This window comes from Butyricimonas synergistica DSM 23225, from assembly GCF_000379665.1.
Taxonomy (GTDB): Bacteria; Bacteroidota; Bacteroidia; order Bacteroidales; family Marinifilaceae; genus Butyricimonas; species Butyricimonas synergistica.
This window is the reverse complement of sequence record NZ_KB903369.1, coordinates 95165-113430: the sequence shown is the minus strand read 5'-3', so window position 1 is coordinate 113430 and position 18266 is coordinate 95165. Positions and strand designations below refer to the sequence as shown.

General features: G+C 45.2%; 11 protein-coding genes. 1 reads left to right on the top strand and 10 read right to left on the bottom strand.

The window, feature by feature from the left end; all coding sequences use genetic code 11:
* Window positions 1-5: 5 nt before the first annotated feature.
* The 5 genes from A3CY_RS0115895 to A3CY_RS0115875 all read right to left on the bottom strand — a co-directional run bounded on the left by A3CY_RS0115895 (window position 6) and on the right by A3CY_RS0115875 (window position 8560).
* On the bottom strand, window positions 6-1574 hold the full coding sequence (locus tag A3CY_RS0115895; RefSeq protein WP_026207754.1) for a RagB/SusD family nutrient uptake outer membrane protein: 1569 nt from the start codon (window positions 1572-1574) through the stop codon (window positions 6-8).
* Between the two features lie 6 nt (window positions 1575-1580).
* Window positions 1581-5057 (bottom strand): SusC/RagA family TonB-linked outer membrane protein, encoded by a 3477-nt coding sequence (locus tag A3CY_RS0115890; RefSeq protein WP_026207753.1) that lies wholly within the window; start codon window positions 5055-5057, stop codon window positions 1581-1583.
* Between the two features lie 97 nt (window positions 5058-5154).
* Entirely contained in the window at window positions 5155-6324 is a 1170-nt protein-coding gene (locus tag A3CY_RS22220; RefSeq protein WP_018338925.1) for a FecR family protein, read from the bottom strand.
* Between the two features lie 131 nt (window positions 6325-6455).
* Complete coding sequence (locus A3CY_RS0115880) at window positions 6456-7001, bottom strand: RNA polymerase sigma-70 factor (protein ID WP_018338924.1); 546 nt, start codon at window positions 6999-7001, stop codon at window positions 6456-6458.
* A gap of 344 nt (window positions 7002-7345) precedes the next feature.
* The gene (locus A3CY_RS0115875; RefSeq protein WP_018338923.1) at window positions 7346-8560 is read right to left on the bottom strand and encodes a dicarboxylate/amino acid:cation symporter; all 1215 of its coding nucleotides are present in this window, start codon (window positions 8558-8560) and stop codon (window positions 7346-7348) included.
* Window positions 8561-8697: 137 nt separating this feature from the next.
* On the opposite strand from A3CY_RS0115875, the gene A3CY_RS0115870 reads away from it, so the two are divergent.
* Window positions 8698-9645 carry a tetratricopeptide repeat protein gene (locus A3CY_RS0115870; protein ID WP_018338922.1) on the top strand — a complete coding sequence of 316 codons (948 nt, stop codon included), beginning with the start codon at window positions 8698-8700 and terminating at the stop codon, window positions 9643-9645.
* Between the two features lie 171 nt (window positions 9646-9816).
* Here A3CY_RS0115870 and A3CY_RS0115865 read toward each other — a convergent pair whose 3' ends face one another.
* From A3CY_RS0115865 to A3CY_RS0115840, 5 genes are all read right to left on the bottom strand, one after another.
* Window positions 9817-13155, bottom strand: a complete 3339-nt coding sequence (locus A3CY_RS0115865) for a golvesin C-terminal-like domain-containing protein (RefSeq protein ID WP_018338921.1) — start codon at window positions 13153-13155, stop codon at window positions 9817-9819.
* A 28-nt stretch (window positions 13156-13183) separates the two neighbouring features.
* A complete protein-coding gene (locus A3CY_RS0115860) occupies window positions 13184-13549 on the bottom strand; it encodes a carboxypeptidase regulatory-like domain-containing protein (RefSeq protein WP_018338920.1) in 366 nt (121 codons plus the stop codon).
* Between the two features lie 639 nt (window positions 13550-14188).
* Window positions 14189-14503, bottom strand: coding sequence for a chaperone modulator CbpM (locus tag A3CY_RS0115850; protein WP_018338918.1), 315 nt, complete (start codon window positions 14501-14503; stop codon window positions 14189-14191).
* A gap of 12 nt (window positions 14504-14515) precedes the next feature.
* The gene (locus tag A3CY_RS0115845; protein WP_018338917.1) at window positions 14516-15424 is read right to left on the bottom strand and encodes a DnaJ C-terminal domain-containing protein; all 909 of its coding nucleotides are present in this window, start codon (window positions 15422-15424) and stop codon (window positions 14516-14518) included.
* A gap of 212 nt (window positions 15425-15636) precedes the next feature.
* Window positions 15637-18261 carry a zinc-dependent metalloprotease gene (locus tag A3CY_RS0115840; RefSeq protein WP_018338916.1) on the bottom strand — a complete coding sequence of 875 codons (2625 nt, stop codon included), beginning with the start codon at window positions 18259-18261 and terminating at the stop codon, window positions 15637-15639.
* Window positions 18262-18266 lie beyond the last annotated feature (5 nt).

Here is an 18266-nt window from a genome sequence, read left to right as displayed (position 1 = left end):
CCTAATTACTGGTTTTGTGTTCTCTTGTTCCAATACACGTTTTGCCGCAATAAATCGTTATTACTAAAAGCTGTTTCCACGATTCCTTGATAAAGAGCACCATCCTCAATATCCTGCGGCGACAAGTAAGAATAAATCTTAAAGAATCGTTGCACGTATTCCACCCCGTTCCGACGCGCGTCATAATAACGGTGGCCTTCCATCAGCAACTCTTTCTCCCTTTCCCGGAAAATCGCCAATTGCAAATCTTTATCCAACCCCTTCTCCACGTCATCGGCATTCGGGTACTGGTAAACGAAATTACTTCCCGCATATGCCCGCTGACGAACCGCATTCAAATCATCCTTGGCATTGTCTTTCCCCTGACGCACCCGGCACTCCGCACGGAGCAGGATAATCTCTGCCAAACGAAACCTCGACACGTTCTGGTCCATACCCGACCAAATGGGCGTGGCACTCCAACTATAATACTTGTAACACGGGTAACGGTACTTGGCAGGGAAAGCCCATTTTAGATCCTGATTCCCCCAACGTGCGGTCACTTCGCCCTCTGTTCCCCGTTCCGTATCCACTATCGTTTCGTCACCTACCTTTTTCACGAATATCGAGTCCGCGTCCGTTGCCCAGAAATAAGCCTCCCGACGACCGTCCTCCACGTCATACAACTCTCTCACTTGCTCCTTGGTCAAATAATAATCCGGTTCGGTTGTCGGATCCTTGGTCACGATAATCGGGAAACCGATCGACTCCTTCACTCCCTGGTAATAAAAAACAGACCCTTGTTCTTCCAACTCGCGATAATATTCCCAGATACTCTCCTTGCTATCTTTGTGCAAACCGGACAAACACAGTTGCACCGGATTCTCTTCCAGTGCGTAATTTCCCACCTTGTTCTCGATGATTTGCGAACACAAATCCTCGGCTTTCTCCCAGTATTCGGTTTTACCTTCCACACCGGCTCTCCAGGCATAAATATGAGCTAACAAGGCGGTAGCGGCACCCTTACTGGCATACTGCTTGCAAAGGGGTAGATCGCCCAACTTCAAATTCTCGTAATTAGGCAATTCCATCGCTTTCAACGCCCATTTTTCCGCCTCATCCAACACTTCGCTCACGGAACTTTTGCCATATTTCTTGTAAGTACGACCGTCTTTGATAATCGGGACTTCCCCGAAATCGGTAGCCAAAGCGAAATAAGCAGCCGCCTTGGCAAAATAAGCCTGCAACACGTAAGGTTTAATGACCTCTTCCTCCAAGGGAAAACGGAAAGCATTGTCTATAATAATATCCGCCGAAGCAATCGTCTCGTAATAACGCTCAAAATTAGAGAGCATCATCGGCAAATAACTCTCATCGAGATTTCTCGATTTATTTAATTCCGTGTACGAGGCAAAAGGAGAGAATAACGTCCGCACCTTAACCTCCAACGAGAACAACAAAGCTTGCGCATCCTTTTCCGACTTGAAATAACTCTCGTATGTCACCGAGTTCTCGGGTACCACGTTTATCCAATCCGAACATCCGTTCACGATGAACAACACGGGCAACAATATGATGTATATATACTTTTTCATCTTCAATTAAAAATTTAACGTTAAACCAAACGTCCACTTGCGAGGTAACGGATAGGATGTCCCGCTATCATGTCCAGAATACAGATCCACCACTTCAGGATTATCCCCCGAATAATTACTCAAGTAGAACAAATTCTCCGCCGTAACGAAAACACGGGCTCCCGAGAAGCCGACTTTTTTGATTAACTCGTTAGGCATATTATATCCCAGTGTAATCTGCTTCAACGACATCGAGTGCACCGTCTCTATATTCGTGTCAAAAAAGACCGCTACAGACTCTCCCAACCGCGGCAAATTCGCCTTGCATCCCGGCTCTGTCCAATAATGCAAATCCTTGTAATCCGCAAATTTCGGACCTTTCTTGCTCAATGAAGTATTGCGCCCGTTGATCATTTTCCGACCGAACGAGAAATTAAACAACACGTTCAAGTCAAAATTCTTCCAGATCACCTCGTTCACCCAACCGCCATAAGCCACGGGAAGCGGCGAACCGGCATAATATTGATCGACACGGCCATCATGATCAAAATCCGCGAATTTATAGAACCCCATCAAACCACTATTCTGATAACCATCCGACACCAACGTCCCAAGTATATAAGTTCTTTGACCGTTTTCCTTATAATAAATATCGAAATCCTCCTCTTTTTCATAAAATCCTTCATTTTTCGTCACCAGCATCATACTCAACGGACGACCAATCACCAAACCGCCCAAATCTTTACCGGAATACGACTTCTCTAAACGGTTCCAGTTTCTGGAAAGATTCAACTTGGAACGCCAACTCACCGGTCCTTCCCGCAAAATATCAGCAGTCAACTCCAACTCGATACCCTCATTCGATACCTCCATGGCATTCTCCGTGCGACTGGAATGCAAATACAATGCCGCCGGCAGGGGTACCTGGTAAATCAATGAACTCGTGTACTTGTAATAATAGTCCAACTTCACGTTCAAGCGATAATCAAACATATCCAAATCCAATCCCAAGTCATATTGTTCCGTCTTCTCCCACGTCAAATCGCGAGCAATCGGGGAACTGGGTGTCGTTCCGAAATTCCCCATAAAAGAATTATACGAATCCACACCAATCAAACCGTAAGCCAAGTACGCCTTGGTAAACGTCTGCCCCGAGGTCCCGTAACTCCCCCGGATCTTACCCCAGTTCAACCACCCCTCGGTAAATCGTTTGATAAAAGGTTCCTCCGAGAACGCCCAACCGACAGCCACGGATGGGAAATTCGCCCAACGGTTACCTTCACCGAAAGTGGAACTCCCGTCTCGACGGAAGGTAAACTCTGCCAGATAACGTTGCTTGTAGTTATACCCGATACGTCCGAAATAACTCACCATCACCTTTTCCGTGAAATCCGACGCGTACGTGGTATTGGAAATATAATTATGGTAACCATCCTTACCCACGTCGATCACCGGTTTCACCCAGCTCGGGTTAAAATAATACGTGTAATCGGAAGGCGCACCCATACCGGCACCGCTCATACCGAAATTCTGCTCCTTGTTGGCATTTATACCCAGCAAAAGGTCAAAATTATGCGTCTCGTTAAAACTCTTGGAATAATGCAACAACTCCTCCGTCATAATCGACACCACCCGGTTCACGGAACCCGTCGAACGATTACGGTGATACTCTTCATCCAAATTACTCGGGTAAAACATATTCAGATTCGCCTGGGCATAATCCACGCTCCCCGAAGCAGAGAGTGACAGACCTTTCAACAACTCCCATTCCAGGAACATACTCGCCATGGCACGATAATCGTCTGTGCGGTCCTTCACGTACTTCATTCTCTCCAACCATTCATCCTCCAACTCCTTACTTCCCCCCATATAGGTCGGCTGCTTATCCGGGGCGACTTCCATACCATCGTAATTGTTCACGCTCTTATTCATTGAACGGTCCACGTACGAGAGATACACACGGGCATCCGCGTGCAGTTTATCCGTCAAATTGGCATTCAGGTTCACGCGCATGTTGGCTCTCTTGTAAATACTGTTAATCATAATACCCGTCTCGTCGTACAAGCCCGCGCCGACCATATACTGGAATTTATCCGAACCGCCGGAAGCCTGGATGTTTGCGTCCACCACTTTTCCCGTGCGGAATATCTGTTTCCACCAGTTCCGTTCGTTATTGTAAAAAGGATCCAAACTATCCTGCAACTGGTAATCCGTACCCACATCATTTTTACCGTTTCCCCAGAACTTATCGTACGTACCGCTCCAAGCACTCGAATTATAGAAAACATCCTCGTATGAACTCGGATAACAATAAGCCCCTTTCTTGCTGGACCAGTAACTCTCTATCTGATGACGCGCATGATTCAAATCCAACCATCTCTCCATCCGTCCCCCCGTCTGCAACGGCCACGCCATCAACTGGGACAACGAATAAGAAACATTTGCCGCGAATTTGGCTTTCCCCTCTCTTCCTTTCTTGGTGGTAATCAGGATCACCCCGTTACCGGCACGGCTTCCGTAAATAGAAGCGGCGGCAGCATCCTTCAACACCTGCACCGACTCAATCATACTGGGATCCAAATCGGCAAGCGTATTCGTCCCCGTCACCGGAGAAACGAAAGAGTGCATCGGCACCCCGTCTACCACCCACAACGGCTGACCGTCACTCGCTCCGTCCACCAGCAAAGAGTTGAAACCGCGCACCGACACCACTGCCGCGCTACCCGGTGCACCCGATTGCTGGATGACATTCAACCCCGCCAGACGCCCTTGCAACATACTGGTAATACTGGCAGACGGAAGCTCCTTCATCTCCTCGGCATTTACCGTAGAGATAGCACTAATCATCTCCCGCTTGTTCTGCGTACCGTACGCACGGACCACCACCTCGTCCAACTCGGAAGCGCTCTCCTTCAACGTCACAACCAGCTCCTGACCGGCAGAGAACACAACCTTTTTCGTGTCACATCCCACGAAAGAGAACACCAACTGCCCGTTCTTCTTCGGGACCGGCAAATTAAAGGTCCCGTCAACAGCCGTCGAGGTACCGATCGTCGTGCTATCCAAACGGACAGTCACTCCCGGCAAAGGCAATCCTTTTTCATCCAACACCTTACCTTTCACAACCAGATTACCCTGCTCTTTCTCCTGTCCGCCTTCCTTGCGGCGGATCAAAATAAAAACACCATCTTCCTTGTAGGTGAACGGTAATTCCGCCAAAACCTTATCCAAAATCTGGAGCACCGTCTGTTCCTTCACGCTAGCCGTCACCTTGTAAGGTCGCAAACTCTCACTGTTAAACATGAACTTATACACGTCCGATTTTTCCAAGGTATTCAACACCTCAAGCAACGGGGTTTCCGTCCAATTGAAACTCAATTTTTTCTGCTGCCCGAACACCCCCAGTGTCATACACAAGAGGCAAAACAACAAGCAAAAACGTATTCCAATCCGATTTCTTCGCATTTCCCCGTCAGAATGGGATGAATGTCGCTTTTTTTCCATACATTTGTAATTAATAATTTAACAATTTATTTTTAAAACCGCATAGGTTTACAAGGGATAGCGCCAACTATCCCCTTTTTCTTATATTCCATTAAAATTATTTTACTGAAACAACAAGGCTCTTTCCGTTCCACCGGACCTCTAGAATCCCCAGCTCCCTCAACCGTTCCACCAACTTTTCCGGCGGTTCCTCCCGGTTTACCCAAAATTTAAACCGCATATCCTTCACGCTCGGATTCTCGTAAAACACGGAAAAATCATACCAACGCCCCAGTTCATCCAACATATCTTCCAACCGGGCATCATTGTAAAAGAAGAAGCCATCCTTCCACGCCACGTAACTCCTCACGTCCACCTTCTCCACGACCAACGTCCCCGTTTCACGCCACGAGGCATTCTCGCCCGGCTCCAAAAGTATCTCTTCCGCATCCTCCCGATTCTCCCTCACCGACACGCACCCCTGCACCAGAGTAACAGCCAACGGTTTGCCGGGATAATCCCGCACGTTAAACTCCGTCCCCAGCACACGGGTAACCACCTTATCCGTCACCACCGTGAAAGGACGGTTCACGTCCCGGCTCACCTCGAAATAAGCCTCTCCCTTCAACAACTCCACCCGCCTCGAATCCTTCTCGAACACCACGGGATAGCGCAACTCCGACTCCGCATTCAGCCACACCTTCGTCCCGTCCGCTAACTGCACAAAATACTCCCCTCCCCGGGCCACCCGCAACGTGTGATACCTCTTTTGCAAACCGCTATCCGCCTTCACGTTCAAATAACTCATCCCGTGAATGGAATCCGAAAACACGTTCTGCTCCCGCGCGTTCTCGTCCAATTGCAACAATCCGGCGGCAGTAATCTCCCGCGCCCCCTCGTCCGTGACAATCGTGACCTCCGATACCCTACCTTTGGCCAAAGTCCTCTCCACAGCTTTCCCCGGCGAATCCGACCGGTAAAAGTACATCCACGCAAACCCGACCAGCAACACCGCGGCAACAGAAGCCGCTATCGAAATCCAATACCCCGGCAACCGTTTCCGCCTCATCGCATGCCGCCCGATAAAGACCCGCCACTCCTTCTCCACGTCCGTTTGCTCCTCCAGGGAAAAACCGCCTTCCCGCAACACGCACAACTCCTTCACCAACTCTCGGTGCGCCTCATCCTTCAACCACGCCTCCACCCCGGCTCGATCCAGCTGCCCCGGGCAAGTAATCAATTGCAGAGCAAACTCTATATCTTCATCCGTGTATTTCTCTAAATCCATAGTTATACATTTGTTCCTATATAATACACACGAAAGGATACAAACAGGGTAACGGAAAAAACACTTTTTTTCCATTTATTCTGCAACTTTTTTACAAATAGCTATGATTCAAGCGATTTCAAAAAGTGATATTAATGGCGACATTTCACGAAAGCCACATACAAAAGCAACTGTTCCCCCGAGAACTTCTCCCGCAACAAGCGCAAAGCCTTTTTCACGTGAGCCTTCACCGTGTTAATCGAAATCCCGAGTTCATCAGCCACCTCCCGGTATTTCTTCCCGTCAAGAAAACACATCTTGAACACCGCCTTCACCTGTTCCGGCAGCAACTCGATCGACTCCCGCAACTGAAACATCAACTCCTCACGCTCCAAATCCTCGTCCTCCATGGCCTCCTCCATCGTCCACAACGCATCCGCGACAAACCGCTCCCGCGATTTAGAACGCCGCAAATAATTCATGCAATTATTCCGCACAAGAGTATATAACAACGGAGTAATCGGCGTGCTCAATTCCAATTGATCGTAACGACTCCAAAGAATCTCGAAAGCATCATGCACCATATCCCTTGCCACCTCCGAGTCATTAAAAAAACTCAGCGCGTGGCAATAAAGCTTGGAATAATTCTCCTTGAATACCCGTTCAAAATCAATATCTTTTTTCGAGTTCTCACGCATACGCACCTCTTTAAAGCGAGCAAATATAGATATTATCTCTCGAAAAGTCAATCGAAAACGAATAAAACATCAAACACATTCACATCCTACCCCATCAATAGGTTTACCCGGTGTTGAAATACCCAATTCCCGACATAATTCAATATTATACCCGTATCAATTCCGGTTCAATTCCGTCATGAACGCTATAGGAACCCTATATGAACCCTATACGAACCCTATTTAGAATAGCGTTCATACAGGATATCTATAGCTTAATTAAAGTATTATACACGGGAGTGATACGGGATTACACCCCTAGTAATATTAAATTAATACAGGTATTCTTCTTGTTTACCCTATAACTACTCGATGATCACGACCTCTTCCAGTTCCTCGCAGGTACCCGTGTGTTTGCTGTCACGGTTAATACGATCCATGATAACGGCGATCGCACCGTCACCCGTGACGTTACAAGCCGTACCGAAACTATCCATAGCGATATACAACGCGATCATCAATCCCTGCGCCGTTTCATCGAAGCCGAGCATGGATTGCAATAATCCCAACGCTGCCATAATCGCCCCGCCCGGTACTCCCGGGGCGGCAACCATAGCGATACCCAGCATAAAGATAAAGCCAGCCATCATCCCGAAGGAGATCGGCATCCCCGACATCAGCATGATTGCCATAGCACAAGCCACGATTTTCATGGTGCTGCCCGAGAGATGTATCGTTGCGCAAAGCGGAATAACGAATGCTGCCAATTCCCGGTTCACGCCGTTCTTGATCGTCTGCTCAAGAGTGACGGGAATCGTGGCTGCTGACGACTGCGTCCCCAACGCCGTCATGTACGCGGGCAACATATTGCGGAACAGGCGGAGCGGGTTCTTCTTCGACACGAACCCGGCAATAAAGAACTGAATGAACAACAGCACGATAGTCAGCAAGAAAATGACCACGATGATTTTCACGAACACGCCCAACACGCCGGATACCTGACCGGAGTTTGAAATATTCAAGAATATACCAAAGATGTAAAGAGGCAACAAGGGGATGATCACCGAAACAATCACCCTGTTGATAATATCCTTGAAATCTTCCATCGCCCCTTTCAAGGTTGCGCCGTTGATCACGGACATACCCAGACCGAGGGTAAATGCCAACACGAGGGAAGTCATCACGTCCATCAAGGGAGGCATCATCACCGTGAAATAAGGTGCCAACGGTACTGCCGCGGAAGCCTCTATCGGGTGTAATTCCCCAGCGTCGCCAAGCAACCACGGATAACTCAACTCACAGGCGAAATAAGTGAAAAACCCCGAGAAAAGGGTAAACCCGTAAGCCAGTAAAGCCGTGATTAACAACAGGCGCCCGGCTCCCTTGCCAAGATCCGCAATACCGGGTGCAACCAATCCCAAGATCAACAGAGGAATGATGAATCCCAAAAAATTACTGAACAGACCATTTACGGTCAAAAATATTCTTACCAGCCAATCGGGGAAGAAAAGCCCGCATACTATACCTAAAATAATCGCCACGATAATCTTAGGCAATAGCCCCACTTTTATCTTTTTCATACACTTAACGTTTATCAATAAAATAATCTATTTACAATCTTAACCGGTATCCTCGTTCTCGAGTACACCAATTATACGTTCTAAACGAAAATGTAAACAAAAAAGTTTATTCTTTTCATTTTTTTGTAATTTTGGGAATGAATAGTCGGAATGAATCAAACTATTCCGACAGCAAAATAATAAACTATAAAAAAACAAGAAACGCCATGACAATTTGCATTTTGGTCATTATTATTACTATTTTGATTGGAATATTAATCGGGGTAATCACAAAAAACAAGACCGTTAAATATCTTTCATGGGGAATTTTAGGATGCGGTATCGTATTATTTTTACACTTATATTCTTCTAACACGCCACAACAAGCGCAAACAAGAAAAAATGTTTTGATAGATTTACAAGACGAAGAAGAGGAAAGCGATACCCGTGATTTGTCAAACGAAGAACTCACGGAGGCGGGACTAAAAGACATCCGGAACAAAAATTTCGAGCATGGAATAGCTTACTTGACCCGTGCAGCAGAACAGGGACACGTTCCAGCCCAAATACACCTGGGTAATTTAAACTATACAGGATGGGGAATCCCCCAGGATTACGAAAAAGCTCTCTTTTGGTATCTCAAAGCAGCGGAAACCGGAGATGCCGAGGGACAATTCAACGTTGCAGAAATGTGTTATTACGCAGAAGCACAAGGAGACTTTTATGAAACGAAACAACAGGCAAAACAATGGGCAAAATTAGCAGCCGCACAAGGACACGAAGAAGCCAAAATTCTTCTGGGGAAAATTGAAAAAATAATAAAAAAAACACTGGACGATCGTGACACTAGAGCTGACTATTTTTTTGATTGCGGATGCCATGGGTTAAAGTACGGGAAATCCCCAAAATCCATCGAGATGGACTTATTTATCTCTACTTGCAGCGGGAATGGTGATGCCGCACTTCAACTCGGCATACTGTATTTTGAAGGCAATATTCTCGAACAAAATGACGGAAAAGCAGAAGCAACACTTCGTCAGGCACTCGCCGCAGGAAAGGAAGAAGCAAAAGAATATTTAAAAGAAATAGAGAAACGAAAAAAATGATTGCCTATTTCCATCAAGAAGAATAATAGGCACCCCCCAAAAACGCAAAAAGATAATCTCGAAATTATATGCAAGTCTCCACCACATGCAGGAAAAGCATCAGGAGCGGGAGAAGGCAACGAAAATTGAAAACCAACTGTCACCGTATAAGTTGTAGAAAAGTTACATTTTCTAATCGGACACCAAGCGGGTATGCATTTTTCGTACAAATTTTATCGCATCCGCAAATACCAAACGTTTAGCATCCTCCATCTGTTTCCCCCGGTCATCCAATATCACTTTAGCCTGCCCCGCCTTTAAAGCAAACTCACCAAGAGAGATCCAATACTCGCTTCCTTTCATCCCAGAGCGATCACCTGTATCTATCACGACCTCGGAAACCTCCTCCCCACTAATGACCGTGTAATGAAGTTCCGCAAACGAAGGTAACGTGGGATATTGCGGTCCGAACTGGATATATCTCGCAAATATTTCATAAATCCCATCTCTCGGGATTTCGGTCATCCATTCAGCTTTTGCACTGCCATCCCCAACTAGTTTCACGCAAGCACTCTTTATGGTATTTCCATAACAGTAACTATTCAAAGTGTATTGCCACCTGGAAGAAGCTTTCCAAAATTCTTTGTATTTCTCTTTCTTTCCCCGCAACAACGCCAATGTCTCCCGCTCGTCTTTATCTATTAAACGAAAGTTGGGATCATCATTATCAACTATAATTTCATCCGATTTTGTTTCAAATACCCCCGGCGTACAATCAAAAATACCAATCTGTTTGTCTGAAGTCCAAGGAGCAGACTCGCACCTGTATTCAAAAAAATTCGGCAAATTGGCTGCAACACCCATAGATAAAGTCAACAAATTAGGATATGTATCAAAATACAATTTCACTTCTTTGCATTCTCCCGGGGATATCCAGAAATAATGAGTGTCGAAAGGTACACGAAATCCATTAGGTGTAATCAATACGGAAAGAGTACCCCCGGCTTTCCCTGTATTACGGACCTTAAAATGTATCTTGTATTCTTTTCGCTCTAAACCGGGTTCCATCGACACACGAAAAAAAGAAACGTCACGCACATCGAAACAAGGCAAAGCAGTATCCCGATACCACATTTCCAGAAAAGGATAAATATTTACACCATATTTATCCTCTATTTCCCGATTAAATTGCTGTAAAGTAGGCCATTTATAGCGATTCCGGTTTTGAAAATCAGCCAAGAAGTTATATATCTCGTAATTCGGAATTTGACTACACAAATAAGCGTTAATACTCAATGTCTTGAGTGTAAGTAGACGCTTGCGGAAAGCAAGCGAAAGCGAAGAATCACGCAAAGCGTCTTCCAAGCTATGCTTCGAAAAATAAGACAGAAAAGGAAGATCGTTTTGCATCGGATTTATCATCCCCCAACCATAATATTTATCCCACTCTATTTTCATTCTCCTCAAAACATAATCGACCACCGCCATATCCCGGGAGAAAAGGTAAGAAGAATAATCCAAAAATAATGGCTCCACGTAACGGGATGAAACCCCGCTTTTTTCAGAAGTGTTGTCTAGAAAAGAGAATAACCGCTCGATAGGGGTACTTCCTTTATAAAAACGGCATATGGGGTTGAATAATGTACCTTGAATCAAGGAGGTCAGCCGATAGCGTTGGATTTCTTGCGGTTGCCTCTCCTCTTGTAAACTTGAGCGTGCAAAATTTTTAAGGACCGCTCCTCTCTCCAAGGTGGTTCCTTGTTCGGGAAGAAATATCATACCGGGTTGGATGAAATCGCTTGTCCCTTTCCATTCCCGAATAGGCACGAAAAACGAAATAGGACTCTCCACGAGACATAAACGCTTGTAAGGATAAGTAAGCAACGAATTCGCATCCATCACATCCGCAACAATTTTTTTAATTTCTTTTTTATCCAATAGCGGAAAACTCTCAAAGAATTTGTGTCCCCGAAAATAATACAACTCAAGGGAGTACTTTCCCATCCACATTATTTTTTTCTCGTAATCACCAATACAAAGGGTTAATCCCGGGCATTTCGGGTCAGTACCAACCACCTGTTCTTTATCACGACGAATCATGCCCTGCGTGATAACCGTCTTACGACTTTTCCCTGGCAAATCAAGCACAAACGAGGTAAAATCCAATTGCACCAAATCCGGATGATGGAGATTCGTTGGGGGATACGTCAAAGGATACCACAACACCTCGGGTAAAAGCAACGTGTAATCTTCTCCAACATAACAATACCGCTGTCCAAAACGAAAAGGGGTATCACCATAAGAATTCGACATACGCAAAGGTTTATCCAAATAACAGACATTTTCATCTATACACCCACTATACTCCATGAACAGACGCAATGTATCAGACGGAAGCATTTTCCGAGAGATAACGATCGCCTGATGCTCTCTCGTGTACCCAAGAGGTTGCCCTGCCGACACCAGTGTATGCACTTTTAAGCCCGGGTTAAGGTAAAGAATCACGCTATCCACTTCCCGGTCAAGGGTATTTATCAAGGTGAGTTTTGAAGACAGATTTAATTCAGCCCCCTGTTGCCGATAAATAATTTCATGATACTCCACGTGTATATTTTCCACGAGTCCATATTTGAGGAAGGTATCTCGATAAACGGCACGAGCAACTTCGGTATCTGAATAAAAACGGTGATAATTCCATGAAAAAATCTCCCCGGCGAAGAGTAAAAATATTGAAAAAAAAAGCAATCCGATCTTTTCTTTCTTCCCGTAACATAAACGCCACGAGAGCATTATTGAAAGAAACAAGCACCCTATTCCTAACAAAAAAATGGCAATCCGTTGAGAGAAAAAATTACCCACGAAAGGATGCCCAATCACCATAGAAAAGAAATTAGGTAATAACACCCCCAACACATCGAATGTCCCGTAAAACAACGACGGCAACACGAGTATCACGGAAGCAATCCAACACAACAAGATAAACAAGGACAAAGCAGCATTCCTCACAAAACGGACAATCAAAAACGAAAAACCTAACACGAAACACAACGACGGTAAGTTGAGCGAAAAGAAATAGTAAAGATACAAAGAAAACCGGAGAGGCGCCTGACTCGCAAAAAGATTGATTAAAAAGGCCACCCCCAGCGAAACCATGTTTACCCCCAAGAATACTCGAAATACGCCCAACGCTTTACCGATCGTGTACTCGATATTACCCTGCGGTCTAACATAGATCACTTGCAATGAATCTGTTCGGATCTCGCGCCTATACCAACCAGAACAAACAAATATTAGAATAAAGGATTGAAAAATATTAAACAAATAAGCATTCATCAACGGTATGGACGAAGGCATAGACACAAGACACCAGGGCGAAGCTCCCCCAAAGTTCCCTTGCTTCACGGCTTGATAATAGGTAATTACCCCCACTACTAGAAATATCAACACCCAAAACAAAAAATCACGCCGGATGATTTTACTCTCGTATCGAGCTACAAGCCACACCGAGTGCCAACTATTTTTAATATCCATTCCTACTATTTTTCAATCCATATTTTTATTAATCTTTACGAAGACACAAGAAGTTTCGTTCCATTATCACCACCTCTTTGGGTGAAGGAATTTCAGTATAAAAATTCTCTTGTTGCTTAGTTAACCGAAACACATGCTCCTCGAGATCTAATACATAAAAATATGCATACTCCACCTCATAACCATCAACATAAATTGATACGTATATTAACCCTGGAGCCAAAAGTTCAACAGAAAAAAAACCATCAATAATTGCTCCCGAATAAGTCCCGTGTTCAGTATTAATTACATAAGCACCGTTCAATACACCTCCCTCTTGATTCACGACAAAACTATAAAAAGGATAAGTACGTTCATTAGCTTTTGCTGTACTACTTAATCCAATACCTAACACAAGGCAAAAAAAACATCACAAAAAGATTCTTTTTCATATTCAAATAAATTTATAAATACGAATGTAATTTATAAAAAAATCTAATTCCATGCTCCCGCCTTGTTTTATTTAACATTAAAAAACATTCATTTATCTAGAGCAAATCACACGCAAATAATTTATACCACTGAATATCAATATATTTTAATTCAATACGTTTCCCTTATACTTCTCAAAATGCAAAAAAAATGGATGCAAACACTTTCGAAAAATAATTTCTTTCTATTGCAACTTAAAACTAATGAGTACGGTCATGATTCTTCGCACATTTTACCGATGAAGCGAGCTCCAAGCGGAAATGAAGTTCAGGACAGACTTCACAAACCGTACAGCCTCTATGTTAAGACCATATGCTCCACATTTCAACAAATCATTTCGCAAAATTCCCTCGTGCAAACAAAGGAAGTCAAACGTAATGCGCACACGTGAATTCATCTTTTCCGACCTCCCGATCGCATGAATTGGGAATCTTAAATAAACATATTCCCCAAAATAACAAACATGAGCGTCCTTATTCATTATCTCACACAGTTTTGCCTCTTTCAGGATATTCAAATGAGCAAACTTTGGGGTGGCAAAGTAGCGCTCTCATGCTTCATTTTACTCATCCAAATAGTTGAGATAATGCGAACGAAACACCCGCACCTCCCGACGTAATTGGTCGAGTTCCTGCTGCATATCGTGCATACGTCCCATCAACTCGTGGATGACTCCGATGCCCTCGATGTTCACGGATAAATCTTCATGCCAGTGTACAAACCGCTCCAGATCCCGTAATTGAGAAATAGATAAATAACGCTCCCCATCGACAACCTGAATGTCAATCAAACCGTCTTCTTCCAAAGAAATGATAAATGACGGATCGACGTGGCTTTTCTGGCAATATTCCCTGACTATTATCAAATCTGCTTGCATAACTGACATGTTTTAATTAAGACTTTGTAATTCCTTAAACAAGGCTTTCTGTTTCTCCGTCAGGTTGGTCGGAATCTGCACGGAATAAGTCACGATCAGATCGCCGAATTTGCCTTCTTCCTTGTACACGGGAAAACCTTTACCCCTCAATCGTACTTTAGCACCATTTTGTGTTCCGGGTTTTACTTTCAATTTTACTTTACCGTCCATCGTGTCGACCATTTGTTCGCCACCGAGAATTGCCGTGTAGAGATCCAAAGGAGCCGTCACGTACAGGTCATTTCCCAATCGCTTGAATACCGGGTCTTCCGCGATCACGAAAGTGATATACAAATCCCCGTTGGGTCCGCCATTCACACCGGGAGCGCCTTGTTCTTTCAACTTGATGGTCTGTCCGTCAGCCACTCCTGCCGGAACGGTGATCCGTATATTTTTACCGTTTACCGATAACACTTGCTTGTGCGTCTTCGCCGCATCGTGGAACGATAAGTGTAATTCTGCATTATAGTCCTGTCCCCGGAATCCAGCGGAACGTCCTCCGCCCCGACGAGAACCGAACAGGGATTCAAAGAAGTCTGAAAATTCGCCCTCATCCCCCATCCCGGAGAATCCGCCTCCCGACGACCAGTATTGACCGCCGCCAGCGAAACCTCCACCTTGTTGCTGACGCTGCTTCTGGGCTTCAAATTCATCGGCGTGTTTCCAGTGTTCCCCGTATTGGTCATATTTTTTCCGCTTTTCCGGATCGCCCAATACTTCGTTTGCCTCGTTTATCTCCTGAAAGCGTTGCTTGGCATTCGGGTCATTCGGGTTCAAGTCCGGGTGATACTTTCTGGCCAACTTTTTAAAAGCCTTCTTGATATCATCCCGCGAAGCACTTTTATCAACCCCTAAAATCTTATAGTAATCTATATAGGCCATACTTTTATGATTTATACATTCTATAATATGTTAATACAAACTATGTACCAACTTGTAATATACGTCCCGAACTGACGCTTGGTTACGCGTGTCATGACAAAATGGCTAATCCCCACGGGTGCTTTATTCTCGAAACATGATCCCGACCAACCATTCCCGCTGGTTGTAAAAAGCACCCGTGAGGATCTACCACCTCAAATATTACAAGTTACTTATTTGTCTTTCAACATCTTATCAATTTTATAAAGCATATACTCGTAATGAGCTTTTGTTTCCTCGGTTGCATTTCCCACGGCACCCCGGATCAAGCGCCGTGTCTTCAAGAGCATCTCGTAGTACAGTGCCGCATTTGAATAACGATTCGCCACGATTTTGGTCATCATCGGGTAGAATCCACACTTTTCTATAAAATCGGGCTCCTTGGAATATTTCGCCCATTCGGACAAATCTTCATTACCTAGACGGGCATAAATTTCTTCCACATTCTCGTTCCTAGAAATGGATACGCCATTGACAGCTATCTGTTTCGTACTTTCAAATGTCCCAGCAGGGGATGCGGCTTGCGAAGTCATAGCTATTGACCCGAGCAAGCTTTGCTGCAACATGATATCTTCTTTTGTCAACGAACGTCCGACTATCGTTGGTTTCCACACTTCCCGATACACGTCATCTATCAGTTCCTCCGGTGAATAAGCATTCGGATCTTTCTCCACACATACGGCTAACCGCCCAATACATCCTAACAGAGAACCGATAATATCTTTCCGGCGTACCCTTGAGTCCGTTCCGACCTCAAACTCCCTGGATATTTCGGCATCGTATAGCCAATCGATGTCTTTTGCTTGGGCGATGACATATTTCACGATTTCTTTTTGCTTTTCCCTAGGGACAACCTGATAAGCGGGCAAGCCATCTCCCACTTTCACTTCGTTCATGTAGATTCCTCCCACGTGACTGATAACATTACCCAATTTTCCTCTAAAGATGAAGCCGATACGTCCTAGCAAGAGAGTCCGATACCACATATCCCGGTCATTATCGGCGAACCATTCGCGGAAGTTTTCCTGGTAACGCTTTATATTCTTTTTGAAATATTCCAGCGCTTTAACCGGATCATTCCCCAAATCCCCGGTAAGGGCAGAAGGGTCGAGCGCAAACATGGGATACTGCCTCAACGTGTAGCGATACACGGGGTCACCCGCTTTCTCGTCAATCCAACGATCGAGTACGGGTATTTCTTCCCGTGCGCCATGCACCCCGGCTATCGGCTGATACAGCCAGCGGATGGCATAATGATCGTAAGGACCTACCGCTTCCGCCTCCAACAGGACTCCTTTTTCCACATCCTCGGGTTGGGCTACATAGTTATATTGTATATAGTCCATCACAGAAGCCGCAATTCCATTCTTTCGGGTAAACGAAGCGGAACGCAACGAATCGACCGGATAGGCATAGGAAGCCGCAACATTCGGGAGAAGCCCCAGGTTGAAGCCCATTTGCTGCATCACGTTCGCACGAATCAGGCGTCCTGCCAATTCATCCGGGATTTGAGCGCATCTCACGGAAGGGTCCGACGCCATCGTGTACATGGCACGCTCCCTTTGCATAACGGAAATCGCATTATTGTGCAAGTAAATGGAAGCATTCAAGATTTCGCCCGTACGAGGGTCAACTAACATAGAGTATTGCATATTATACGACCAAGAAGGTGAATAGCGAATGACAGAATGAGCGATGTCATTCGCATTGAAGTTCGGATCATTTTTCGGGAATTCCCTAACCTGTATCGTATTTTTAAAACCAATCTTCTCGAACGCAACATTCCATGCTTCGATTCCTTCCTTCACGTATTTTTTCCATACCTGAGGAACCAGCGTATCCATGTACATCACGATCGGTTTCTTGGGTTCCACCAACTTTCCTTGGGCGTAAGCAACCACATCCGACGGTTCTATCCGCCATCTCTTCGTGTAATATACCGGAGCCATCGCCCCGAATTTCCCGTTAACCCCTGACTTATGCACGAATGCTACCCCGATACGGGAATCGGCAATCCGGGGAGTCATCGGGAGTTCAGGCAACACGGTCAACATTTTATTCGCCGTTAAGGTCACGGGTACATCCTTACGCCCCGGGGTCCCCAACACGTAATAATCTACTTTATAGAACAATTCACAAGTAGCCATCACGGTAGAAGGATAGGCTTTCACGTTTTTCAAACGGGAGTTTTTCAAATCAAACTTGTGATCCCGGTAAATGAAGCCAAACATGGAATTTCCCGCCATGCCAGGAAAAGGGCTAGCGTACCTGATATGATCCAAAAGGAATTGTGTCATATCGACCACCATTGCGCTACTATCCGGGGTATATGCCAAAATCTTCAACGTCATGTAGACTCCCGGCATTTTGGATTTCTCGATTGCCGAAATCACGTTCGGATCACCGCTATCGTTCACCGGCTCACTCACGACTACCATGCGGGCATGCAGGATGGAATCCATTCTCGTGAACCGGAATACGCACCCGTCATCCGAGAATTGCCCCACGATACCTTCGCCGTTGTCGCTGATCTCCTCGATAGAGGTCGAGTATAACAGATCTTTCCCCAGTAAAGCTACCGGAAACTCGACATAGGCTTTACCGTTCATCATGTGGACGGTCATCAGTCCTTTTGTCGTGGTCACATTTTTCCCCTTGAACAATTTCTCGTAAGGGGTCAGCACCTCTTTCTCGACTTTCGTTCCAGTTGTTTTCTTTCTCTTTTTAGCAGAAAGTTCATGACTCCATCCTCCTAAAACGAAAACAAGAGATAATATATAAATCAAACTCTTCATCATTCCTC